The sequence below is a fragment of the Sphingomonas kyeonggiensis genome (assembly GCF_030812785.1).
Lineage (GTDB): Bacteria > Pseudomonadota > Alphaproteobacteria > Sphingomonadales > Sphingomonadaceae > Sphingomonas > Sphingomonas kyeonggiensis_B.
The window spans coordinates 16,020-37,853 of record NZ_JAUSTJ010000003.1 but is presented as its reverse complement, the minus strand read 5'-3'; the positions used below and the strand labels follow the sequence as shown (position 1 = coordinate 37,853).

Annotated in this window: 27 protein-coding genes; 10 read left to right on the top strand and 17 right to left on the bottom strand. The window is 69.0% G+C overall.

The window, feature by feature from the left end:
• The first annotated feature begins 115 nt into the window (after nucleotides 1-115).
• From J2W22_RS17985 to J2W22_RS17975, 3 genes are all read left to right on the top strand, one after another.
• Complete coding sequence (locus J2W22_RS17985; protein WP_307119652.1) at nucleotides 116-1,255, top strand: patatin-like phospholipase family protein; 1,140 nt, start codon at nucleotides 116-118, stop codon at nucleotides 1,253-1,255.
• A 156-nt stretch (nucleotides 1,256-1,411) separates the two neighbouring features.
• The gene (locus tag J2W22_RS17980; protein ID WP_307119651.1) at nucleotides 1,412-2,197 is read left to right on the top strand and encodes a 3-hydroxybutyrate dehydrogenase; all 786 of its coding nucleotides are present in this window, start codon (nucleotides 1,412-1,414) and stop codon (nucleotides 2,195-2,197) included.
• A 31-nt stretch (nucleotides 2,198-2,228) separates the two neighbouring features.
• On the top strand, nucleotides 2,229-2,855 hold the full coding sequence (locus tag J2W22_RS17975) for a DUF4893 domain-containing protein (RefSeq protein ID WP_307119650.1): 627 nt from the start codon (nucleotides 2,229-2,231) through the stop codon (nucleotides 2,853-2,855).
• A gap of 60 nt (nucleotides 2,856-2,915) precedes the next feature.
• Here the strand turns inward: J2W22_RS17975 and J2W22_RS17970 are convergent, their stop codons facing one another.
• Nucleotides 2,916-3,272 carry an endonuclease domain-containing protein gene (locus tag J2W22_RS17970; RefSeq protein ID WP_307119649.1) on the bottom strand — a complete coding sequence of 119 codons (357 nt, stop codon included), beginning with the start codon at nucleotides 3,270-3,272 and terminating at the stop codon, nucleotides 2,916-2,918.
• Between the two features lie 226 nt (nucleotides 3,273-3,498).
• Here J2W22_RS17970 and J2W22_RS17965 point away from each other — a divergent pair, with 226 nt between their 5' ends.
• The 3 genes from J2W22_RS17965 to sugE all read left to right on the top strand — a co-directional run bounded on the left by J2W22_RS17965 (nucleotide 3,499) and on the right by sugE (nucleotide 6,028).
• Nucleotides 3,499-4,806 (top strand): amidohydrolase, encoded by a 1,308-nt coding sequence (locus tag J2W22_RS17965; RefSeq protein WP_307119648.1) that lies wholly within the window; start codon nucleotides 3,499-3,501, stop codon nucleotides 4,804-4,806.
• A gap of 394 nt (nucleotides 4,807-5,200) precedes the next feature.
• Nucleotides 5,201-5,587: an NAD(+)--rifampin ADP-ribosyltransferase gene (gene arr, locus J2W22_RS17960; RefSeq protein ID WP_307119647.1), complete on the top strand. Its 387-nt coding sequence runs from the start codon at nucleotides 5,201-5,203 to the stop codon at nucleotides 5,585-5,587.
• 120 nt (nucleotides 5,588-5,707) lie between these two features.
• On the top strand, nucleotides 5,708-6,028 hold the full coding sequence (gene sugE / locus J2W22_RS17955; protein WP_307119646.1) for a quaternary ammonium compound efflux SMR transporter SugE: 321 nt from the start codon (nucleotides 5,708-5,710) through the stop codon (nucleotides 6,026-6,028).
• Here the strand turns inward: sugE and dmeF are convergent.
• Nucleotides 6,025-6,939 carry a CDF family Co(II)/Ni(II) efflux transporter DmeF gene (gene dmeF / locus J2W22_RS17950; RefSeq protein ID WP_307119645.1) on the bottom strand — a complete coding sequence of 305 codons (915 nt, stop codon included), beginning with the start codon at nucleotides 6,937-6,939 and terminating at the stop codon, nucleotides 6,025-6,027. The two genes, sugE and dmeF, sit on opposite strands and share 4 nt — an antisense overlap.
• 8 nt (nucleotides 6,940-6,947) lie before the next feature.
• Nucleotides 6,948-7,223 (bottom strand): metal/formaldehyde-sensitive transcriptional repressor, encoded by a 276-nt coding sequence (locus J2W22_RS17945; protein WP_307119644.1) that lies wholly within the window; start codon nucleotides 7,221-7,223, stop codon nucleotides 6,948-6,950.
• Nucleotides 7,224-7,314: 91 nt separating this feature from the next.
• Between J2W22_RS17945 and J2W22_RS17940 the strand changes: the two genes are divergently transcribed.
• Nucleotides 7,315-8,193 (top strand): LysR family transcriptional regulator, encoded by an 879-nt coding sequence (locus tag J2W22_RS17940; RefSeq protein WP_307119643.1) that lies wholly within the window; start codon nucleotides 7,315-7,317, stop codon nucleotides 8,191-8,193.
• Here the strand turns inward: J2W22_RS17940 and J2W22_RS17935 are convergent.
• From J2W22_RS17935 to J2W22_RS17920, 4 genes are read right to left on the bottom strand one after another with little or no spacing between them, the layout of a single operon-like run.
• Nucleotides 8,105-8,701: a hypothetical protein gene (locus J2W22_RS17935; protein ID WP_307119642.1), complete on the bottom strand. Its 597-nt coding sequence runs from the start codon at nucleotides 8,699-8,701 to the stop codon at nucleotides 8,105-8,107. The two genes, J2W22_RS17940 and J2W22_RS17935, sit on opposite strands and share 89 nt — an antisense overlap.
• Nucleotides 8,692-8,901 carry a cold-shock protein gene (locus tag J2W22_RS17930; protein ID WP_307119641.1) on the bottom strand — a complete coding sequence of 70 codons (210 nt, stop codon included), beginning with the start codon at nucleotides 8,899-8,901 and terminating at the stop codon, nucleotides 8,692-8,694. The genes J2W22_RS17935 and J2W22_RS17930 overlap by 10 nt, the downstream gene beginning before the upstream one ends.
• Nucleotides 8,895-9,179, bottom strand: coding sequence for an antitoxin Xre/MbcA/ParS toxin-binding domain-containing protein (locus J2W22_RS17925; RefSeq protein WP_307119640.1), 285 nt, complete (start codon nucleotides 9,177-9,179; stop codon nucleotides 8,895-8,897). Before J2W22_RS17925 ends, J2W22_RS17930 begins: the two co-directional genes overlap by 7 nt.
• Complete coding sequence (locus J2W22_RS17920; RefSeq protein ID WP_307119639.1) at nucleotides 9,176-9,349, bottom strand: hypothetical protein; 174 nt, start codon at nucleotides 9,347-9,349, stop codon at nucleotides 9,176-9,178. The genes J2W22_RS17925 and J2W22_RS17920 overlap by 4 nt, the downstream gene beginning before the upstream one ends.
• Nucleotides 9,350-9,579: 230 nt before the next feature.
• Between J2W22_RS17920 and J2W22_RS17915 the strand changes: the two genes are divergently transcribed.
• On the top strand, nucleotides 9,580-10,704 hold the full coding sequence (locus tag J2W22_RS17915) for an alpha/beta fold hydrolase (protein ID WP_307119638.1): 1,125 nt from the start codon (nucleotides 9,580-9,582) through the stop codon (nucleotides 10,702-10,704).
• A gap of 167 nt (nucleotides 10,705-10,871) precedes the next feature.
• On the opposite strand, the gene J2W22_RS17910 is transcribed toward J2W22_RS17915, so the two are convergent.
• From J2W22_RS17910 to J2W22_RS17900, 3 genes are all read right to left on the bottom strand, one after another.
• A complete protein-coding gene (locus J2W22_RS17910) occupies nucleotides 10,872-11,825 on the bottom strand; it encodes a cation diffusion facilitator family transporter (RefSeq protein ID WP_307119637.1) in 954 nt (317 codons plus the stop codon).
• A 5-nt stretch (nucleotides 11,826-11,830) separates the two neighbouring features.
• The gene (locus J2W22_RS17905) at nucleotides 11,831-12,181 is read right to left on the bottom strand and encodes a hypothetical protein (RefSeq protein WP_307119636.1); all 351 of its coding nucleotides are present in this window, start codon (nucleotides 12,179-12,181) and stop codon (nucleotides 11,831-11,833) included.
• A gap of 239 nt (nucleotides 12,182-12,420) precedes the next feature.
• Complete coding sequence (locus tag J2W22_RS17900; protein ID WP_307119635.1) at nucleotides 12,421-13,170, bottom strand: Bax inhibitor-1/YccA family protein; 750 nt, start codon at nucleotides 13,168-13,170, stop codon at nucleotides 12,421-12,423.
• A 95-nt stretch (nucleotides 13,171-13,265) separates the two neighbouring features.
• Between J2W22_RS17900 and thpR the strand changes: the two genes are divergently transcribed.
• Nucleotides 13,266-13,802 (top strand): RNA 2',3'-cyclic phosphodiesterase, encoded by a 537-nt coding sequence (thpR, locus tag J2W22_RS17895; RefSeq protein ID WP_307119634.1) that lies wholly within the window; start codon nucleotides 13,266-13,268, stop codon nucleotides 13,800-13,802.
• Nucleotides 13,803-13,815: 13 nt separating this feature from the next.
• Here the strand turns inward: thpR and J2W22_RS17890 are convergent, their stop codons facing one another.
• On the bottom strand, nucleotides 13,816-16,119 hold the full coding sequence (locus J2W22_RS17890) for an ATP-binding protein (protein ID WP_307119633.1): 2,304 nt from the start codon (nucleotides 16,117-16,119) through the stop codon (nucleotides 13,816-13,818).
• 177 nt (nucleotides 16,120-16,296) lie between these two features.
• On the opposite strand from J2W22_RS17890, the gene J2W22_RS17885 reads away from it, so the two are divergent.
• On the top strand, nucleotides 16,297-17,148 hold the full coding sequence (locus tag J2W22_RS17885) for a DUF2306 domain-containing protein (RefSeq protein ID WP_307119632.1): 852 nt from the start codon (nucleotides 16,297-16,299) through the stop codon (nucleotides 17,146-17,148).
• A 15-nt stretch (nucleotides 17,149-17,163) separates the two neighbouring features.
• Here the strand turns inward: J2W22_RS17885 and J2W22_RS17880 are convergent, their stop codons facing one another.
• The 6 genes from J2W22_RS17880 to J2W22_RS17855 form a co-directional block, all read right to left on the bottom strand.
• A complete protein-coding gene (locus tag J2W22_RS17880) occupies nucleotides 17,164-18,483 on the bottom strand; it encodes an alginate export family protein (protein WP_307119631.1) in 1,320 nt (439 codons plus the stop codon).
• A 293-nt stretch (nucleotides 18,484-18,776) separates the two neighbouring features.
• Nucleotides 18,777-18,986, bottom strand: coding sequence for a hypothetical protein (locus J2W22_RS17875; RefSeq protein ID WP_307119630.1), 210 nt, complete (start codon nucleotides 18,984-18,986; stop codon nucleotides 18,777-18,779).
• Entirely contained in the window at nucleotides 18,986-19,465 is a 480-nt protein-coding gene (locus tag J2W22_RS17870) for a hypothetical protein (RefSeq protein WP_307119629.1), read from the bottom strand. Before J2W22_RS17870 ends, J2W22_RS17875 begins: the two co-directional genes overlap by 1 nt.
• A gap of 51 nt (nucleotides 19,466-19,516) precedes the next feature.
• A complete protein-coding gene (locus J2W22_RS17865; RefSeq protein WP_307119628.1) occupies nucleotides 19,517-19,999 on the bottom strand; it encodes a low molecular weight protein-tyrosine-phosphatase in 483 nt (160 codons plus the stop codon).
• A gap of 22 nt (nucleotides 20,000-20,021) precedes the next feature.
• The gene (locus J2W22_RS17860) at nucleotides 20,022-20,519 is read right to left on the bottom strand and encodes a superoxide dismutase family protein (RefSeq protein ID WP_307120681.1); all 498 of its coding nucleotides are present in this window, start codon (nucleotides 20,517-20,519) and stop codon (nucleotides 20,022-20,024) included.
• Between the two features lie 91 nt (nucleotides 20,520-20,610).
• Nucleotides 20,611-21,657, bottom strand: coding sequence for a hypothetical protein (locus J2W22_RS17855; RefSeq protein WP_307119627.1), 1,047 nt, complete (start codon nucleotides 21,655-21,657; stop codon nucleotides 20,611-20,613).
• Nucleotides 21,658-21,834 lie beyond the last annotated feature (177 nt).

Here is a 21,834-nt window from a genome sequence, read left to right as displayed (position 1 = left end):
GCGATCCTCTTTATTTAGCCATCGCAACAATGCCCGAACTGGCGTTGCGTTGCACGTACAAGCCATACCAAAATGTGCACTTCCCTCGGCCCCGGCTTTCGGCCACAGCACCGGCATGGCAGACGCCGAGTCACGTCCCCGCCGCCAAGCCCCCGGCCTGCCGCTGCCGGATACGGTCGCATTGGTCCTCCAGGGCGGCGGCGCGCTCGGCGCCTATCAGGCCGGCGTGATCGAGGAGCTCCACACCGCCGGCATCGAGGTCGACTGGGTCGCCGGAATCTCGATCGGCGCGGTCAACGCCGCGCTCTTCGCCGGCAACCCGCCCGAGAAGCGGCTGGCTGCGATCCGCACCTTCTGGGAGGACGCCACCGCCGCGCTCCCCGATTTCTCGCTGCCGCTGCACGATGCCGCGCGCGAGCTCAGCCATGAATGGGCGGCCGGCCTGGTCATGCTCGGCGGCGTCCCCGGCTTCTTCCGCCCGCGTCTGCTGCCCCCGGCCTTCGCACTTCCCGGCACGCCCGAGGCGCTGAGCTTCTACGACACCTCGCCCCTGCGCGAGACGCTCGACCGGCTGGTCGACTGGGACCTGCTCAACAACGGCCCGGTCCGCCTCTCGGTCGGCGCGGTCGACATCCAGAGCGGCAATTTCCGCTATTTCGACACCCGCGACGAGAAGCTCGACGCGCGCCACATCATGGCCTCGGGCGCCCTGCCGCCCGGCCTGCCCCCGGTCGAGATCGACGGCTGCTGGTATTGGGACGGCGGCCTCGTCTCCAACACCCCGCTCACCCATGTCCTCGACCGGCAGGACGCCGAGACCCTGATCTTCCAGATCGACCTGTTCCCCGCCGCCGACGAGCTGCCCCGCACGATGACCGACGTCATCGCGCGCGAGAAGGAGATCCGCTTCTCCAGCCGCACCCGCAGCGTCTCGGACGAGCGGATGCGGCTGCGCCAGGAACGGCAGATGGTCTGCCGCCTGCTCGACAAGCTGCCGCCCGAGCTGATGGACGATCCCGACGTCCAGGCGGTCCGCGCCCGCGTCTCCGAATTTCCGGTCAGCCTCGTCCAGCTGATCTACCGCGCCAATGCCTGGGAAGGCGGCGCCCGCGACTTCGAATTCTCGGCGCGCTCGATGCACGAGCATTGGCAGGCCGGCCGCATGGCGGTGGCCGAGACCATGGCGAACGCCCAGATCGTCGCCCGCAACATCCTCGACGGCCACACCGCCGCCTTCGATCTCACCCAGAAATGACGCGAGCCATTTCCACCCCCTTCAGCCGTCACCCCCGCGAAAGCGGGGGCCCATCTCCTACGACATCCGCAAGCACGTCCGTCGTGATTGCTGCGCGTCCGGGAGATGGGTCCCCGCTTTCGCGGGGGTGACGACAGGCAAGAAAAGGAGTCCCCCATGTTCCTCAAGGGCAAGTCCGCCATCATCACCGGTTCCACCTCGGGCATCGGCCTGGCCTATGCCAAGGCGCTGGCCGCCGAGGGCGCGAGCGTGATGATCAACGGCTTCGGCGATGCCGCGGCGATCGAGAAGGAGCGCGCCGCGCTCGAGGCGACCAGCGGCGCCAGGGCGCTCTATGACGCTGCCGACATGACCAAGCCGGACCAGATCGATGCGATGGTCCGGCGCTGCCATGACGAGCTGGGCGGGCCGCACATCATCATCAACAATGCCGGCATCCAGCACGTCGCGCCGATCGAGGATTTCCCGGTCGAGAAGTACGACGCGATCATCGCGATCAACCAGTCCTCGGCCTGGCACATGACGCGCGCCGCGGTGCCGTTCATGAAGGCGCAGAAATGGGGCCGGATCATCTCCACCGCCTCGGCGCACAGCCTCGTCGCCAGCCCGAACAAGAGCGCGTACGTGATGGCCAAGCATGCCATTGCCGGCCTCACCAAGACGATCGCGCTCGAAGTCGCCACCTATGGCGTCACCGTCAACTGCGTCTCGCCGGGCTATGTCTGGACCCCGCTGGTCGAGAACCAGATCCCTGACACGATGAAGGCGCGCGGCCTCACCCGCGAGCAGGTGATCAACGACGTGCTGCTCGATGCACAGCCGACCAAGCAGTTCGTCACGTCGGAACAGGTCGCCGCGCTGGTGCTTTTCCTTTGCCGGGACGAGGCGGCACAGATTACCGGTGCCAATTACTCGATCGACGGCGGCTGGACCGCCGCCTAAGGCGGCTTGGCGCCTGAAGAAGGGAAGAGGCATGAAGGGGATCCCCGCCGCCGCGGCATTGTTCGCGATCGGCCTCACCACCGGCTGCAGCGTCTATCGCGACGCCACCGCCACGCGCCCGCCCGCCGGCTGGAGCTGGCGCAAGGTGATGTCCGAGGCGGATGCCGATCGCATCCGCCAGTGGCGCCGTGCCTGGGACGACGGTCTCGCGCCGGCAAAGGCGGCGTCGCCCGCGGCGATCGCGGCGGATCCCAAGCTGTTCGATCCCGACGTCGCGCTCGCCCATGCCCTGCCCCCGGCGGGCGATTATCGCTGCCGCACGGTGAAACTCGGCTCGCAGCAGCCGATCACGCAATATTTCACGGCCTATCCCGCCGGCCAGTGCCGGATCACCGTGCAGGGCAAGGAGACGCATTTCGTCCGGCTCGACGGCCAGCAGCGCCCCGACGGGCTGATCTACATGAACACCGATGCGCGGGCGATGTTCATCGGCGTCATGGTCCTCGGCGACGAGACCGCGCCGCTGCGGTACGGCGTCGATCGCAAGCGCGACATGATCGGCTATATCGAGCGCATCGACGAAAACCGCTGGCGGCTTGTCCTCCCCTATCCCGGTTTCGAATCCAAACTCGACATCATCGAACTCACCCCGGCCTAAAATTCCTCCCTCGCGAAGCGGGGGAGGGGGACCGCGCGCGCAGCGCGTGGTGGAGGGGGCCTATCGGCCGGACACCACGTCGAGAATGTGCCGCAACACCGCGTCCAGATCCCGCAGCACCTCGACCGCAGGCACTCGCAACACGCACACGCCACGCTCCACCAGCCATGCGTCCCTGGCCGCATCCCGCGCCGGTTGGTCGCCCCGGCCATGAATCTCCCCATCCACCTCGACACATAGCCTCGCCCTGGCGCAGTAGAAGTCGAGGAAATACGGCCCCGCCCGGTGCTGTCGGCGAAAGTACCAGCCGCCCGGCTCCCTGCGCAGTTCCTGCCACAGCAGGACTTCGGGCAGCGTCATTTCGCGTCGAAGCTTGCGCGCATACGGCCTGCCGCCCGACCAGCCCTTGAGCTTCATTCGCCCCCTCCACCACCGCCTTCGGCGGCGGTCCCCCTCCCCCGCTCCTGCGGAGCGAGGGAGGAATGTGCGAACGCCAACATACTGGAAAGTTCCTCCCTCGCGAAGCGGGGGAGGGGGACCGCGCGCGCAGCGCGTGGTGGAGGGGGCCTCGCCTCAGGCGAGCCAGAGGTTTGACACGCCCCCATCCCCAAGCGACATTCGCGCCTCCATCAGGGGGAACCATATGCTCCGGTCGCTTCTTCTCGCCACTGCGATGACTTTCACCACGCCTTCCATCGCCGATCCGGTACACGACGCGACCCAGGCCGCGCTTCCCCAGCTCATGGAATTCTACCGCGACTTCCACGCCAATCCCGAGCTCAGCACGCATGAGGTGAAGACCGCCGCCAAGCTTGCCGAGGAAGCGCGCAAGGCCGGCTACAAGGTCACCGAGAAGGTCGGCGGCACCGGGGTCGTCGCGGTGCTCGAGAACGGCCCCGGCCCGGTCCTCCTCATCCGCGCCGACATGGACGGCCTGCCGGTGACCGAGGCGACCGGCCTGCCCTTCGCCTCCAAGGTCCGCACCACCAATGACGACGGGATCGAGAGCGGCGTGATGCACGCCTGCGGGCACGACACCCACATGGCGAGCTGGATCGGCACGCTGCGCAACCTCGCGGCGATGAAGGCGAAATGGCACGGCACCGTGGTGATGATCGCCCAGCCGGCCGAGGAGCGCGGGCTCGGTGCCCGGGCGATGCTCGACGACGGGCTGTTCACCCGCTTCCCCAAGCCGCAATTCGCCCTCGCCTTCCACGACAGCGCCGGGGCCCCCGCCGGCCAGATCGGCGTCACCCCCGGCTATGCGCTCGCCAATGTCGATTCGGTCGACATCACCGTGAAGGGCGTCGGCGGGCACGGCGCCTATCCGCAGACCACCAAGGACCCGATCGTCCTCGCCGCCCGCATCGTCGGCGCGCTGCAGACCCTGGTCAGCCGCGAAGTCGATCCGCAGGAAGCCGCGGTGGTCACCGTCGGCATGATCAAGGGCGGCTCGACCCACAACATCATCGGCAGTGACGTGACGATGCTGCTCACCGTGCGCAGCTTCAAGCCCGAGGTGCGCAAGCTGCTGCTCGACGGCATCGCCCGCATCGCCAGGGGCGAGGCGATCGCCGCGGGCGTGCCCGACGACCGGATGCCCGAGGTCAAGGTCCGCGACAATTTCACCCCCGCCACTTTCAACACCCAGCCGATCACCGACCGGATGAAGGCGCTGTGGACGGCGCGCTTCGGCAAGGACCGGGTGGTCGAGACCAAGGCGGTGATGGGCGGCGAGGATTTCAGCCGCTACTGGCTCGCCGACAATTCGATCCAGAGCCTGATCTTCTGGGTCGGCGGAGTACCGGCCGACAAATGGGCGGCGTCGGACAATGGCAAGAAGCCCCTGCCCTCGCTCCACAGCGCCTATTGGGCGCCCGATGCCGAGGCCGTGGTCGGCACCGCGACCGAGGCGATGACCGCGGCGGCGCTGGATATCCTGAAGAAGTAGCTCGCGCCGCACAGGAATGCCCTGTTCCCCGGCGAAAGCCGGGAGTGGAGCGACTTATTCCTCCCGCATCTCCGCTTCCCCCTCGTCATCCCCGCGCAGGCGGGGATCCAGGGTAGCGCGAGGACGGACGGGGCCATCGAGCACACCGTCACCGGCCCAGCCCGAGCAAACCGCACGCGCCCGGTTCGTGGCTCTGGATCCCCGCCTGCGCGGGGATGACGGAATGAGGGACGGAACTGTCCGGATCACGCTCTGGAATTGGAAGTGCGGGGCGCCAGCGAGTCGTCGCGGCCTCTTCCCACTATCATTGTCTAACCCGGAACCGGGATTGCGGCAAGCCGGGGTCCCTGTTGCATATGGCTGCCCTCGATTCGCAGACGAGGAGCAACGGCACATGATCTATTATCACGGCACCCGCGCGGACCTTCGCCCCGGCGACCTGATCGCAGCGGGCTACGCTTCCAACTATGGCGCGCGCAAAGCCAATCCCTGGGTCTATTTCGCCGGCACGCTCGAAGCCGCGATCTGGGGTGCGGAGCTGGCCCAGGGCGAAGGCCGCGAGCGGATCTACATCGTCGAGCCGACCGGCGAGTTCGCCGACGATCCCAACCTCACCGACCAGAAATTCCCGGGCAATCCCACCCTCTCCTACCGCTCGCGCGAACCGCTGCGCGTCACCGGCGAGGTCGAGCAATGGCAGGGCCATGCGCCCGAGCAGCTGCAGCACATGAAGGACGCGCTCGCGCGGCTGAAGGCGCAGGGCATCGAGGCGATCGACTGACCCCGCCTTGATCCGGTCGCCGCCCCGCCCTAGATGACCGGCGCGGCGACCACGTTCCCGTCTCCCACCCGGGAGGTTCAAGACCGGGACGGCCCGGCAGCTCTGTTCAAGGAGGCTGCCATGGTGTGGTTCATTCTCGTTATCGCCGGTCTGCTCGAAGTCGTCTGGGCCTTCTTCATGAAGCAGTCCGAAGGCTTCACGAAACTCGTCCCCTCGATCGTCACCCTCGTCACCATGGGCGCCAGCTTCGGCCTGCTCTCGCTGTCGATGCGCAGCCTGCCGCTCGGCACCGCCTATACGGTGTGGACCGGCATCGGCGCGGTCGGCGCCTTCGCGGTGGGCGTCGTCGTGCTCGGCGAGCAGGCCAGCCTGATGCGCCTCGGCGCCGCCGCGCTGATCGTCTCGGGCCTGGTGCTGATGAAGCTGTCCACCGCCAATTAGGGCCGGCACTCCACGGTGAGGTGCGCCAGCTCGTGCACCTGCGCCAGCCGTGCGCGGACCGTGTCGGCATCCATGCCCGCCACGCTGACGATCGCCGCCCGCGCCTCGGGCCCGACCCGCCAGACATGCAGGTCGAGTATCCGCACGTCGCCGAGCAGTTCGCGGACCTCCCCGGCGACATGCGCGTCCGTCCGGTCGAGCAGCACCGCCGCGGTGTCGCGCATCAGGGTCCAGGACCAGCGCGCGATCACCACCGCGCCGACGATCCCCATCGCCGGGTCCATCCAGCCCCAGCCCAGGTACCGCCCGGCGAGCAGCGCCGCGATCGCCAGCACCGAAGTCAGCGCATCGGCGAGGACATGGACATAGGCCGAGCGGAGGTTGTTGTCGTGGCCGTGATGGTGGTGATGCCCGTGATCATGATCATGCCCGTGATGATGGTGATGATGATGCCCGCCCGAGAGCAGCGCCGCGCTCACCAGGTTCACCGCCAGCCCCAGCACCGCGACGATCGCCGCCTCGCCGAACGCCACCGCCGTCGGCTCGAACAGCCGCAGCACCGATTCCACGCCGATCCCCAGCGCGATCAGCCCCAGCACCATCGCCGAGGCGAAGCCGGCCAGGTCACCCACCTTGCCGGTTCCGAAGCTGTAGGCGGCGTTGCGCGCATGCTTCTTCGCATAGGAATAGGCGATGGCAGCCACCGCCAGCGCCCCGGCATGCGTCGCCATGTGGAAGCCGTCGGCGAGCAGCGCCATCGACCCGGTCCAGTAACCGGCGACGATCTCGCCGACCATCATCACCGCGGTCAGCGCCACCACCCACAAAGTCCGCCGGGCGTTGTCGTCATGTGAAGCGCCCAGAAAGACATGCTCGTGCGCGGAAGCTTCGATTTCGGGAAGGCTGGCCATGAGGGATCCTATTTCGAATAGCGGCGGATCACCGCCAGCAGCTCTTCGGCTCCCTGCGCGCGCTCGGCATCGCTGAGCCCCGGCGCCGCGACATGCGCCTCGAGATGGTCGGCGATGATGGCGTCGAGCAGCCCGTTCACCGCACCGCGCACGGCAGCGACCAGCTGGAGCACCTCGGCGCAACCCGCCTCGCCCTCCAGCGCCCGCTCGACCGCGCCGACTTGCCCGCCGATGCGCCGCACCCGCGCCAGCAGCGCGGCATTGTCATGGGATAGATGTGCCATATACCCATACCCCCTATAGGTATATTCGCGCGCAGTAAACCCGCCACGCCATCTGGCGCCCGCCATTAGCTGAACTTATGCTTCCGCCCCGATGGTCCGCCCCCACCTCCCTCTCAACGCCCTGCGCGCCTTCGAGGCGTCGGCGCGGCATCTGAGCTTCACCCGCGCTGCGATCGAGCTGTGCGTGACCCAGGCGGCGATCAGCCACCAGGTGAAGGGCCTCGAGCAGCGGCTCGGCGCGCAGCTGTTCCGCCGCCTGCCGCGTGGGCTGGCGCTCACCGACGAGGGGCTGGCCCTGCTCCCCGCGCTCGGCGACAGCTTCGATCGCATCGCCGAGCTGGTCGAGGGGATCGCCAGCGGCACCGCCGCGCAATTGCTTTCGGTCGCTGCGGTCGGCACTTTCGCCACCGGCTGGCTGCTGCCGCGCCTGCCCGGCTTCCACGCCGCGCACCCGCGCATCGACCTCCGCCTGTTCACCAACAACAACCGAGTCGATCTGGCCGGCGAGGGGCTCGACTATGCGATCCGCTTCGGCGCCGGTGCCTGGCACGGCACCGAGGCGGTGCCGCTGATCGAGACGCCGCTCACCCCGCTCTGCACGCCCGAACTCGCCGCGCGTCTCGCCACCCCCGCCGACCTGCTCGCGCTGCCCTTGCTGCGCTCCTACCGCGCCGACGAATGGCCGCGCTGGTTCGCCCAGGCCGGTATCGCGCCGCCCACGCTGCGCGGGCCGGTGTTCGACAGCTCGCTGGCGATGGCCGAGGCGGCCGTCCAGGGCGCCGGCGTCGCGCTCGCCCCGCCGGCGATGCTCACCCGCCATCTCGGCGAAGGCCGGCTCATCCGCCCCTTCGCCCTCGAAGTCAGCACCGGCCGCTACTGGCTCACCTGGCTCCAGTCGCGCAGCCCGAGCCCGGCAATGGCGGCGTTTCGCGAATGGATTCTGGCGGAACTGCCAGCCCCGCCTCGCTGAGCAACGCGGCAGCCAGCGCCCGATAATAGAGGCATATGTCGAGCAGCTGGCGCGCCGACGGGTCGAGCCGCTCGCCCACCGCGACGCGGAGCAAAGTGCCGCCGCCGGCGCCGTGCCAGCCAATGGTCATCACCGCGCCGCCGCGCGCATCGCCCCGCCGCACCAAGCCGCCGCAATGGAACAGGCAATCGCGCGTGCGCCCCAGCGCGAGCAGCCGCGCCCGGTCCGGGTCGGCCACGCCCAGCGTCTCGCGCAGCCGCGCCACCAGATTGGCAGTGTGCCGCTCCTGCTCGGGCAGCGCGATCCCCCGCGCCGCCGCGATCGCCAGCACCAGCAGCTGGAGGAAGCGGTCGAGCTCGCGCAGGCCATTGCCGATCACCTTGGCGCGGTACGGCCCCGCGATCGTCCGCGCCGCGCCGGCATCGAGTCCCCGCCCCAGGAACTGCGCCCCGCGCTCCAGCGTGACATGCGCGCGGGCGAGTTCCCCGCTCCAGGCGCTCAGCCGCAAAGCTTCAGGTCGTGCGCGCAGGTCTGCCCCCGCGCGTCGGTGCGCAGCTTATAGGTGACGCGCTGGTGCGGCTCGAGGCGATCGAGCCCGCAGACCCGCAGCGCGCTTTCATGGACGAAGGCATCCTCGCCGCCCTTGTCCGCCCGGATCACGCCGAAGCCGGCGGAGGCATGGTAGAAATAGACCGTCCCGCTCAGCATGCCTCGGCCTTTCGTGCGGCAATCGCCTGCTCCACCGCGGCGAGCCCTTCCGCGCTGGCCACGGCAAGGTCGAGCGGTCGCCCGCCCAGCGCCGCATCATGTCCGTTGAGGAAGCTCGTCGCCGCGTCCCGGCCCAGCGCCTCGAAGGCCAGGCGCGCCGCGCGGCCCTGCCGCTCGGCGGATTCGGGATCGAGCCGGACCGTGTTGTACTGCTTGCGGAAGGGCTTGGCCGGAATACGCGCCTCCTCGGCCATGGCGGGCGCATTCGCCTCGCTCATTGGGCAGCCAGGATCGGCTGGTTCGCAGCCAGCAGCGCGCGCAGTCCGGCGATCCGCTTCGCATAGCCGCGTGCCAGTCCCTCATGGGCATGGCGCGCTTCCACCGATGCGGCGGCGCCTGCGCGCATCAGCGATATCTGGTGGCGGTGAAGGAGATAATTGAGATCCATGATGTGCCTCCGCAGCTTGTAAGCGGGAGCGCACAAGTCTCTCAGCCGCGGGCGCCTACATGTCGGAACTGCTCGCGATGGCTTGGTCATAGCATGCCATCGACGCAGTAGATAGCGCACGCTGCGCCCGCGCCGGCAAATAGATCGTTCCACAAGCGATGGATCGGGAGCCTGCAGGTTGAGGGCGCCCGGCCGATCTGGAATAACGCTGCGGCCAAAGGAGGCCCGACATGCTGCGCATCCTCTTGTCCGCGATCCTGTTCCTCGCCGCCCTGCCCGCCACCGCGCTGGCCCAGACGCCCGGCACGCTGATCTCCGCCGATCCCGTACCTGGCGGGCCCGAGGCGAGCCGGTCCTGGCGCATCGCCTATTGGTCCAGCGACGCGCGGGGCCGTGCGATCCGGGTCACCGGCATGGTCGTTGCCCCGCGCGATCGCGCGCCGGCACCCCGCCGGGTGATCGCCTGGACGCACGGCACCTGGGGTGTGGTCGAGCGTTGCGCGCCCTCGCTGAGCGCGAACTTCTGGAACGCCACCCCTGCCCTCAGCGACATGCTCGCGCGCGGCTATCTCGTCGTCGCGCCGGACTATCCCGGCCTCGGCTCGCCGATGCCGCATCCCTATCTGGTCGGGACCGACACTGCCCGCTCCGTGCTCGACGCGGTCCGCGCCGCGCGTTCCCTGCCCGAGGCCGGTGCCAGCCGCGACTTCGCGGTCTGGGGCGAATCCCAGGGCGGCCATGCCGCGCTGTGGACCGCTACCGAAGCCGCCCGCTACGCGCCCGAACTTCGCCTGGTCGGCACCGCCGCCGCCGCGCCGCCCACCGATCTCGCGGCCAATCTCCGCTCGGGCAGCGACCTCAATGTCCGCGCGATGCTGGCGGCCTATGCGGCCTATAGCTGGTCGCAGCATTTCGATCATCCGCTCTCCAGCCTGTTCAACAAGACCAATGCCGGCGTCGCCACGCGGCTGGCCCGCAACAATTGCGTCGAGCTTGGCAAGAACCCGCGGATCGGCACGATCCTCGGCATCCTTTCCATCCGCAATGCGCTGCGCAGCAAGGACATGGGCCGGATCGAGCCCTGGGCCGGCATCGCCCGCGCCAACAGCGTCCTCCCGCGCGCCGTGCCTGGCCCGCTGCTGATCGCCCAGGCGAGCGACGACACGGTGGTCGCCCCCGCCGTCACCCGCAGCTTCGCCGTCCAGCGCTGCCGCAGCGGCGCGCCGCTGCGCTATGTCGCGCTCCCCTCGGGCGGCCATGCCGGCGTCACCCGCGGCAGCGCCGCTGTCACGCTCGACTGGCTCGACGCACGCTTTGCGGGGCAACGACCGCCGAACGACTGCGGGCGGATTTAGAAACTTCCCCTCCCTGAGAGGGAGGGGCTAGGGGTGGGTTAGAAAAGGCCGGGCTCGATGCCCGGCCTTTTCTCTATTCAACGTCACGGTTGGCTGGGCTCGCTACGCTCGCAACCCACCCCCGACCCCTCCCTTTCAGGGAGGGGAGCACGCCTGAAGCCAGAAACTCACCCCATCGCCACCGCGTCCACTGCATCCTCGCGCTTCTCGGGCCGGATATAGATAGAGCTGAGCTTGGGCTCCTGCGCCTTCAGCCGGTGTTCTAGCCGTTCGATCAGCGCCTCCGCCTCGCCCATCGGCAGCGCGTCGGCAAAGTCCGCGCTCACCGCGACAAACACGCGGTCGGGCGCGGTGTGGATCGTGCGGACATGGTTCACATGGGTGATGCACGGCTCGGCCTCGAGCAGCGCGCGGATCGCCGCGATCATGTCCGGGTTGGCCCGCTCGCCGATCAGCAGCCCCTTGGATTCGCGTGCGAGCAGCATCGCCACTCCGGCCAGGATCACCCCGATCACGATCGAGGCCCAGCCGTCTATGCGCGGGTCGCCCCAGTGATGGCTCGCCCATACGCCCGCGCCCGCCACGACCAGCCCGGCCAGCGCCGCCGAATCCTCGAACAGCACGATGAAGCCCGACGGGTCCTTGGATTCCTTGATCGCCTGCCACCAGCCGAGATCGCCCTTGCGCTTGGCGAACTCGCGCATCGCGATCCACCAGCTCGTTCCCTCCAGCGCGAAGGCGATGGCGAGCACGACATAGTTTATCAGCGGGTCGCGCAGTTCCTCGGGCGCGGCGATGTGCTTCCAGCCTTCATAGACCGAGACGCCGGCGCCCAGCCCGAAGATCAGGATGGCGACGATGAAGGCCCAGAAATAGAGCTCGCGGCCATAGCCGAAGGGATGGTCGCGGTCGGGCGGCCGCCTGCCGCGATACTGACCGTAGAGCAGCAGCCCCTGGTTGCCGGTGTCGACCAGGCTGTGCACGCCTTCGGTGAGCATCGAGGAAGAACCGGAAATCGCGGCCGCCACGAACTTGGCGACCGCGATCCCGAGATTTGCGGCCAGCGCCGCATAGATGACGATGTTGGCGCGCCAGCCTGACGCTGCGGGCGAAGCCGCCACTAGCCTTAGCCGAGGCCGATCTTCGACAGGATCCTGCCGACCACGCCCTTCTCCTCGCCGCCCTTGGCGAGCCTGGCTTCCTTCTTCGGGTCATAGCCCGAGCTTTCGGGAAGCTCGCTGGCGCTGTGGCTGTGCACAGGCTGGGTCGATGCGGGCGGGTCCGACGCGTCCATCGACTCGTCGAGCGCACGGTCGAGCCGCGCCTCCTTGCTTTCCGGATTGCGGTAGAGCCGCTCGGCGATGGATTCGTCCGTGCCGGCGTCCGCCGACTGGGCCGGCGTGCGCTTGGTCTCTTCATCCGGTCCCGGTGCCACCGACATGCGGTCCAGCGCCGGGTCGATCGGGTTCGCGTTCATGGTCACTCTCCTGAGCGTTGCCCTGATGTAACGAACACAATTCGATTCGCGTTCCCGCGCCGGAAACCAACGGGGCGCAAAAGAAAACGGCCCGGCGAGTTTCCCCGCCGGGCCGTTTTTCAAGGGCTTCGGTGCCGGCCCGCTCCCCCACCCGGCCACCCAACGGCAGTATTCTATGGGTGGCCGGGTGGGGGAGCGGGCCGGTGCCGCTGCTCAGCGCAGCGTCACCAAAAAAGCACTTAGTTCCGCTGGCTGCCGAACAGGCGCAGCAGAAACAGGAACATGTTGATGAAGTCGAGATAGAGCGTCAGCGCGCCCATCACCACGGCCTTGCCCTGCATGTCGGTGCCGGCGACATAGGCGTACATGCTCTTGATCTTCTGCGTGTCATAGGCGGTCAGGCCGGCGAACAGCAGCACGCCGATCGCGCTGATCGCCAGGCTCAGCGGGCCCGAGTTCAGGAACAGGTTGACGATCGAGGCGACGATCAGGCCGACCACGCCCATGATCAGGAACGTGCCGAAGCCCGACAGGTCGCGCTTGGTCGTGTAGCCCCACAGGCTCAGGCCGGCGAAGCCCGCCGCCGTGGCGAAGAACACCTGGGCGATCGACGTGCCGCTATAGATCAGGAAGATCGTCGACAGCGACATGCCCATCACGGTGGCGTAAACCCAGTAGAGCGCCTGCATCGCCGGGGTCGAGAGGCGCATCTGGCCGAAGCTCATCAGCAGCACGATGCCCAGCGGCGCCAGCATCACGATCCAGCCGAGCGCCGTCGGCCCGACGCGTCCGCTCGCCTGCACCGCGTACAGCGTGTCGATCGCGCCGCTCATCGCGAACAGCAGCGCGACGACGCCCGTCAGCAGCACGCCCGAGGCCATGTAGTTGTAGACGGACAGCATGTACGACCTGAGCCCCGCGTCGCGCGCTTCCGCGCCCGCGCCGGCCACATAGGGCGCGCCCGTCCGGGGGTCCGACCATTCAGCCATTTCAAAACTCCTTTGCCCGGCACCTGCCGGATGGGTGTAATATCGCCCTGATACGGGGTGTTTTCAAGCGAAACCCGGGCGGCTAGTCCCTCTGTATGATCCGCCTGTTCGTCGGCCTGCGCCTTCCCGCCCCCATCCGCGCCCAGCTGCTCGCGCTCGGCGGCGGCATCCCCGGCGCGCGCTGGCAGGACGACGGGCAGCTCCACATCACGCTGCGCTTCATCGGCGACGTCGACGAGCGCGCCGCCGAGGATGCCGCGCTGGCGCTCTCCGCGGTGCACTGGCCGCCGGTCGAGATCGCCGTGGAGGGCGTCGGCACCTTCGACAAGCGCGGCCGGATCCACACCGTCTGGGCCGGCATCCGCCCGCGCGAGGCGCTTGCCGGGCTCCACCGCAAGATCGACCAGGCCCTGGTCCGCGCCGGCCAGGAGCCCGAGCGCCGCGCCTATCTCCCCCATATCACCCTCGCCCGGATGAACAGCCCCGCCGAAGCCGCCGACCGCTTCCTCGAGGCGCATGCCGGCCTGGCGAGCCCGGCCTTCACCCTCGACCATTTCTACCTGTTCGAAAGCAGCCTCGGCCACGAGGGCGCGCGCTACGAGGCGGTGGAGCGGTACCGGCTGGACGGCTGACGCCCCGCCCGAGCTACCGCCGCTTCGCCTCCAGCACCGCGCGCACCTTCCGCGCCAGCTGCTCGCGCGTGTAGGGCTTGGAGAGCAGCTCCACCCCCGCGTCGAGCCGCCCGTCATGGACGATCGCATTCTCGGTATAGCCCGAGGTGAACAGCACGCGCAGCTCCGGCAGCCGCGCCCGCGCCACCCGCGCCAGCTCGGGGCTCTTCAGCGTGCCCGGCATCACCACGTCGGTGAACAGCAGGTCGATCGCCACCCCGCTCTCGATCACGCTCAGCGCGCTCTGCGCATCGTTTGCCCGCAGCACGGTATAGCCGAGCTCGCCGAGCAACTCGACCACCGTCGCCTGCACGTCGGGATCGTCCTCGGCGACCAGGATCGTCTCGGTGCCGCCGCGCATCGCCACCGTCTCGGGCGAGGCGGCCAGCACCTCCTCGCGCTTGCGCACCCGCGGCAGGTACAGCTTCACCGTCGTGCCGTGGCCGATCTCCGAATAGATCTTCACATGCCCGCCCGACTGCTTGACGAAGCCATAGACCATCGACAGCCCCAGCCCCGATCCCTGCCCCTCGGGCTTGGTCGAGAAAAAGGGCTCGAACACCTGCTCGATCAGTCCGGGATCGATGCCGCTGCCCGTGTCGGTCACCGCCAACATGACATATTGCCCGGCCGGTACGTCAGCCAGGCCGCGGGTATAGTCGTCGTCGAGCGAGGCATTGGCCGCCTCGATCGTCAGCTTGCCGGTCCCCTGCATCGCGTCGCGCGCGTTGATCGCCAGGTTGAGGATCGCATTCTCGAGCTGGGCCGGGTCGACCTGGCAGTTCCACAGCCCTCCGGAGGTGATCACCTCGATCCCGATCGCCTCGCCCAGCGCGCGGCGCAGCATGTCGTCCATCCCGCCCAGGAACTTGCCGATATTGAGCACCCGCGGCTCGAGCGGCTGGCGCCGGCCGAAGGCGAGCAGCTGGCTGGCCAGCTTCGATCCGCGCTGCACCCCGGCCAGCGCGTTCGCCACCCGCCGCTCGGCCTTGTCGCTGCCCTGCACGTCGCGCGCGAGCAGCTGGAGATTGCCCGAGATAACCTGGAGCAGGTTGTTGAAGTCATGCGCCACGCCGCCGGTCAGCTTGCCGATCGTCTCCATCTTCTGCGCCTGGTGGAGCGCCGCGAACGCCGCCTCGCGCTCGGCCACCGCCTCGGCGACCCGCGCCTCGAGCCGCTCGTTGAGCACGCGCAGCTCCTCCTCGGCCTGGGAGCGCCGCACCAGCTCGCGCTCCACCGTCTCGAACAGCCGGGCATTGTCCATCGCCAGCGCCGCCTGCCCCGCCAGGCTCACCAGGCTGGCCTCGGCCGCCGCGCCGAACCGGCCGGGCTCGGGATGGCCATAGAGCAGCCCGCCGATCACGTTCCCTGCCGGCGTCCGCACCGGCACGGCGAGATAGGAGCGCACCGGCAGATGCCCCTCGGGCATGCCCAGGAACGGCCCGCTCTGGCCATAGCGCGGATCGACCGTGATGTCGTCGACCCGGATGATCCCGGTGCCGGCAAAGGTCGGTTCGAACAGCCGGGTGATCCGCGGCATCGGGAACTTGTCGAAGGCCGATCGCGGCGCCCCGGCCAGGGCATAGAGCATGTAGCGCTCGCCCTCGGTCTCGTCCGTGCTGTTGTAGAAGAAGGCGCCGAACTTCGCCCCGATCAGCGCCACGCCCGCGTCCACCGCGGTCTGCGCCACCCGCGCGCTGTCGCGCTCGCCAGTGATCGCCGCGCCCGCCTGGTTGACCACCTCCAGCGTGCGCCTTTTCTCCTCCAGCGCCTCGATCGCGGCGTGCTCGCGCTGCTGGATATCGTAATGCTCGGTGCGGTCGGCGCTGGTGCCGAAGATGCCGAGCACGCTGCCGTCCTCGCCGCGGATCGGCGTCATCGCCAGGTCGACGCGGATGTCGATCTTCTCGCCGCTGCCGCGCACGCTCTGCACGTGCAGCCCGGGCCGCAGCACCGGCTCGCCGGCATAGGCCCGCTCGAAGATCGCGCCGACATCCTCCCACACCTTGGGCCAGCTATCGCGATAGGAGCGGCCGAAGATCCGCTTGTTCTCGTCGCGATAGGCGTCGAGGATCAGGTCGTTGTAGAAGAAGAGATAGTCCGGGCCCCAGGTGACGAAGGCCCGTTGCGGCGAGGCCAGCATCAGGTCGAGCGCGACGCGCAGCTCGCGCGGCCAGCCCGCGATCGGCCCCAGCTCCGGCACCGCGAAGCCCGGCGCGCGCAGCATCTCCCCGGTTTCGCCGCCATGGCCGGGCCAGGCGGTGTCGGCATTGCCCATCCATGCTCCCCATAGGCCCCCGCCCGGGCATGGTTTATACAGCGAAAGCCAAGCAGGAAAAGACGGCGAAAGCGCTCGCCGGCAAGGGTTTGGAACCGCAGGCTAGCACCATTTACAGTGTCCCCCGCCGCCGCGGCGCGATACAGGGCGGGACAAAGACCAGGACGGAGGCGCGGCATGGCGACACTGGCGGATGCCATCCCGGAACGGACATCCCGCGGCACGCTCGATACGGCGCTGCGCGGGACGGCGATCCTGCTCGTCGCGGCGAGCTGGCTGAGTGCCGCGTTGTTCGGCGCCTATATCCTCGCTTTCTATGGCGGCACGCTGGCGGGCGGCGCGCCCGATCGCTGGAACGAGAACCTGCCCCGCCTGCACGAGGCCGCGACGCCCTTCGCCACGATCGCGATCGGCGCGCATTTCGTCACCGGCGGCATCCTGCTGCTGCTCGGCCCCATCCAGCTGATCGCGGCGGTCCGCAACCGTATCCCCGCGCTCCACCGCTGGCTCGGCCGGCTCTATGTCCTCGCCGCCGCAATCGCCGGACTGGGCGGGCTCGGCTTCATCCTGGCCAAGGGCACGGTGGGCGGCCCGGCCATGGACATCGGCTTCGGCCTGTACGGCGCGCTGATGGTGCTCTGCGCCGCGCTCGCCTTCACCAATGGCCGCGCCCGCCGGCTGGAGCGCCACCGCGCCTGGGCGATCCGGCTGTTCGCGCTGGCGATCGGCTCCTGGCTCTACCGAATGGAATATGGCTTCTGGTTCCTGCTGTTCGGCACCGCTGGCCATACCCCCGATTTCCGCGGCGGCTTCGATCTGGTGATGGACTTCGCCTTCTATCTGCCCAACCTCGCCGTCGCCGAAGCATTCATCCGCGCCCGGCGCGCCGATGCCGCGCCTGCGCTGCGCATCGGCGCAGTGGCGGCGCTGCTGGGGGCAAGCGCCTTCATCCTCCTCGCCACCTGGCAGTTCGCCAACCGGATGTGGCTGCCCGGCATGGCGAGCGGGCTGGGCGCGCTCGGCGGCTGAAGCGGGAACCGCCGGCTAGAAGCTCGCGGTCAGGTTCAGCGAGCCGTACAGGGTGGTGCCGCCGCGATTGGCATTGGGCGCCTCTTCCAGGAACCGCCCCTTCGCAAGCACCACCGCATCCGCCTCGAAGCGCAGCGCGGCAGGCCTGACCCACCAGCGCAGCCTTGCGTCCCATTGATGCCCCGCGAAACGCCCGGACCGGCCGGTCGCGTCGCGGACGCCGGTGGTGGAGAAGCTGTCCCTCGGCTCGGCCAGCCAGAGCGCATGATAGCTGACAAGGCCGTCGAGCCGCTTCGACGGCGTCACCTCCACGCGCATCCCCGCGGAGGAGATGTTGGCGCGGCCGACCGCGTTGTAGAGGCCCGACGGCGCAAGATCGGCGCGGCGCATCCCGAACAGCGTGTCGAAGCGGCCATAGCGGTTGCCGGGGCGGTCGCCGCTGGCGCGGTCATATTCGACGGCGATCCGCGGCCGCCAGCCGGCGCGGAAGGTATATCCCGCATCGCCATGGACGAACCAGGCGGACACCGGAAGCGTCACTGCATTCGCCGCGGTCGAGGCGCTGATCCGTCCCGACTGGTAGAATGCCTCGATCTCGGCATCGAGCTTCCCCGGAGCGGAATCGCGCAGCACGCGCCCGCCATAGGTATTGAGCGAACGGTCGCGCGTCGGCCGGCCCGGCATGTCGCGTTCGCCCAGATGGTAGAAGCTGCCCTCGAGCAGAAGGGGGCCGAACGCACGGGCCTTGGCCAGCGTGCCGCCCCACAGCACCAGGTCGAAGCCCTCGCGATCGGGCGCGACGGCGTTGTGCCGCAGCGACGCGGCATTATCGGGCCGGCGCTGTTGCGGCAGGACGTAGATCAGGCTCGCCGTCACGCCTCCCCTTGCGGTGATCTCGGCGTTGAGCCCGGTATAGCCATTGGTGGTGTTGCGATAATCGTCGGCGGCGACCAGCCGGCGCGAACCGATGTTCAGCAGGAAGCGCCCGCCCCGGATCACGGCCTTCGATCCGCGCCCGAGCGAAACCTCGCCCGAGGCATAGGCCTGGACGAGCTCGAGCGTGTTCGTTTCCCCGGTCGTCACCGGCGTCCCCGCATCGCCGCCATAAACCCGGCTGTCCCAGAGCTCGGCCGCCAGGATCACGGGGCCACTGTCATATTTGGCCAGCAGCGTGGTGCGCAGATTGACCAGGTCGTCGTCGCGATTGAAGCCGGCGCGCGGCTGGTTCTCGATCGCTTCGTAGCGGATGCGGACGGTGCCCGATACGTCGAGATCCTGCGCGAGCGCAGGTGCCGGCAACAGGGTCAGAGCAAGGAGATATCGGGGAAGATGCACGCTATTGCGTCCGCTTCTGGAGTTGGACGCGATACTTTGGCTGACGCCTCATGGGGAGACCGCCGCCCCCATGCGCCCGCAATTCCGGGTCTTTGCGGCGCAAGTCAAGCTGGCGGGGCGTCCTTTCCGTTCCCAATCGTCATCCCCGGCCTCTTTCCGCAGCCGCAGCTAAATCCGTCATCCCGGCGAAAGCCGGGATCTCAGGCGAAGGCGCAGGGAAAGAGCTGCACGAGATCCCGACTTTCGTCGGGATGACGAGCAAGCCGAAAGCGGCCCTTCGACGCCACACCACATTACGTCCGCCGCGACGGCGCGACCACCTCCGCCGGCAGGCGGCGCCACCAGATCCAGGTCAGCACGGTCAGGCACAGCATCAGGCCGCCGACGAGCAGCAGGTGCCGCGCGCCCGACAGCCAGAACAACCAGGCTCCTACCCCCACCGACAGGATGGAGAGCATGGCGGCGAGAAGCAGGAACACGCCGCGCCGGGAGGGAACGGCCATCAGTGCAGCCCGTCGATCATGCGCAACTCACTTCCTTCCAGCCAGACCTCGGCAAACCAGCGCTCGTCCCTGTCGGCATAAAGCACGCAAGGTTCGGGTCCCTTTGCGACGGGTGGCTGCACGATGCAGCTCCGCTTCAGCGCGGCAAGGTCCGTCTCGTCCAGCAGGTAGTGCCATTCGTCCGCCGGGTCCTGGAAGCCCGAATGCTCGAAGCTGCGCAGCGCCAGCGGCGTGCCATAGGCACGGCCCAGATATTTCGCCTGCAAATGCGCGGGCTTCAGCACGAGCAGGTTCAGCGCGCTTCCCAGGAAGAGCAGGGCATAGCCACCCAGCGCCACCAGCGCATAGCCGGCCAGTCCCGCGCGCGCCGCCGGCACGAAGCGCAGCTTGCGAAGGATCAGATGGAGTATCGCCGCAATCGCCAGGATGGGGATGAAGAGGACGATCGACGCGAGCAGCATCGCCCCATCATATGCCATGCCAACCTGCCTCCCTCGGGAAGGCAGCATGCCATAGCTTCCGGGCCTCCGCTACGCCGGAGGCGGCCCGTCGCGCGGATCGCGCAACCGCGCCACCAGCGCGTCCGCCGCAGCGCTGACATCCGCCCAGGTCACGTCGAAGTCCCGGTCCTCGCCATAATAGGGATCGGCGACCGAGCTGCCCTCGCGTCCCGCGACCTGGTCCATCAGCAGGCCCAGCTCGGCGCTCGCATCCGCCGGCGCGATCGCCCCGAGGTCGCGCAGGTTCTGCCGGTCGAGCGCGAAGACGAAATCGAAGCGGCGGAAATCCTCGGGCCGCACCTGCCGCGCGCGCAGCCCGGAGATGTCGGTGCCGTGCCGCCGTGCCGCCGCCTGAGCACGGCGGTCGGGCGGGTCGCCGGCATGCCAGCCGCCGGTCCCTGCCGAATCCACTTCGATATCCAGCCCGGCATTTTCCGCCGCGGCCCGCAGCGCGCCCTCGGCGAGCGGCGAGCGACAGATATTGCCCAGGCACACGAACAGGACCGACGTCACCCCTACTCCCCCGTCCGCGCGATCACATCGCGTGGAAGACGCCGCAGGCGATGCGCCCGCCCGAATTGCCCGAGGGGTCGGTCTTGTAGTCGTCGGCATTGGCATGGACGACCAGCGCGGCGCCGTCCTGGTCGAGCAGCCATGCATAGGTGCCGCCCGGCAGCGTGAAGATCGTGCGGTCGCGGCCGTCGTCGCCCACCGAGAGGTTGGGCATGTCGCCGGCATGCGGGCCGGCCGGATTGTCCTTGCCGTGCTGGTGGCCGGTCGGGTTCCAGTGGCCGCCGGCGCTGGCGAAGTCCGGGCCCTCGCACTTGCCGACGGTGTGGACATGGGTGCCGTGCACGCCCTTGGTCATGCCGTGCACCTCGACCATCACGCGGATCGCGCCGTCCACTTCCTCGGCGATCGCCTTGCCGACATCGGTGCCGTCGGCCATCTTCAGGTCCGCCTGGGCGCGGAAATGGCCGGCCATGTAGCGCGCATTCTTCTCGGGCTTCGCGCAACCCGCCACCGCCAACATACTCGCCACAATCAGCAAACCGCGCATCGCCCGCACTCCGGATAAATGTTCCCGTCACGTAATGGCCGTCGGGGCCGCCGGTTCCAAGGGGTCAGCGCAAACATTCTCCGTCCGTCTTGCCGGAGACGCTGCCCACCCCAAGGATGATCCGCGCCCGCCGCTCGAAGGTCAGCGCCTGCCAGCGCCCCGAATTGCCGATCGCGGTGCGGCTCCTCAGGAAGGTGAGGTGGAGCATCTCGTACTGCTCCGGATCGATCCGCCGCTGGTCGAGCAGGCATTGCCAGCGGTCCAGGTTCCACGCCCAGTCGCGCTGCACCCCGTCCTGGTCGATGCTCCGCGCCAGCGCGCCATACCAGGCGAAGATCGCCCCCAGCCGCTCCCAGCGCTCGCCCTCGGGCATGGCGGCGAGCTTGCGCCGCAGCCGGGCGAGGTCCTCGTCGAGCGGGAAGCCGCCCTGCTGCACCTTGGTGTCCACCGCCCAGCGCACCTTCCGGCGCGTGATCGGCCCCTCGGGGAACACGCGCAGCAGGTCCTGCCGCACCCCCTCGAGCAGCACCAGGTAGCTGTCGAGCTGCACCTGCAGCATCGCGTCGCTCTCGAACAGCGCGTTGAACTCGCCCCAGAGCACCGGGTCGAGCTTGCCGTCGCTGCCATGCGCCGCGAGGATCTTCTCCCGGCACTTCGCCTTCACCGGCACCGCCAGGCAGTCGCGCGAGAAGACCAGCCGGCCATAGACCGGCATCAGCGCCTTGCGCGCGCGCCGGAAGCTGCCGCCCCGCGCCTGTTTCCACGCCTTCAGCAGCGGTTGCAGGCTGCCCGTCCCGAAATTCCACTGCGCCATGCCGACCGAGACCAGCTGGCTGTCGAAATTGCCCACCGGCATCGCCCAGCAGCCCATCGTCTCGGGGATCGAGGTCTCGTGCATCTGCGCGAAGATCGCCGCCCGGTCGAGCCCGATCCCGCCCAGCCGCGCGGCGCTGTCGGCGTCGATGCTCAGGAAGGGCAGGTCCGCCACTTCGCGGCACGCCGGCCGCGCGGGCGGCACCGGAGCCGCAGGCGCCGCGACCTGCGCCGCCGCCGGCATCGTGCCCGCCACCAGCCCCAGCAGCACCCCCGCGACCAAGCCCTTCATCCCCATGCCCGTCTCCTCGCCGCGGATACTCCCCCGCCCGGCCCGCCGCCGCAAGCGCCGCAAAACATGGTTACCGATTCGGCGCCTCCAGACGGATTTCCCTAGGGAATCCGACATTTGCTGCTACTCAAAATGGCGAATTGCGGAATCCCCGGACTAGCTGCGGACGCACGCAGCGGCAAA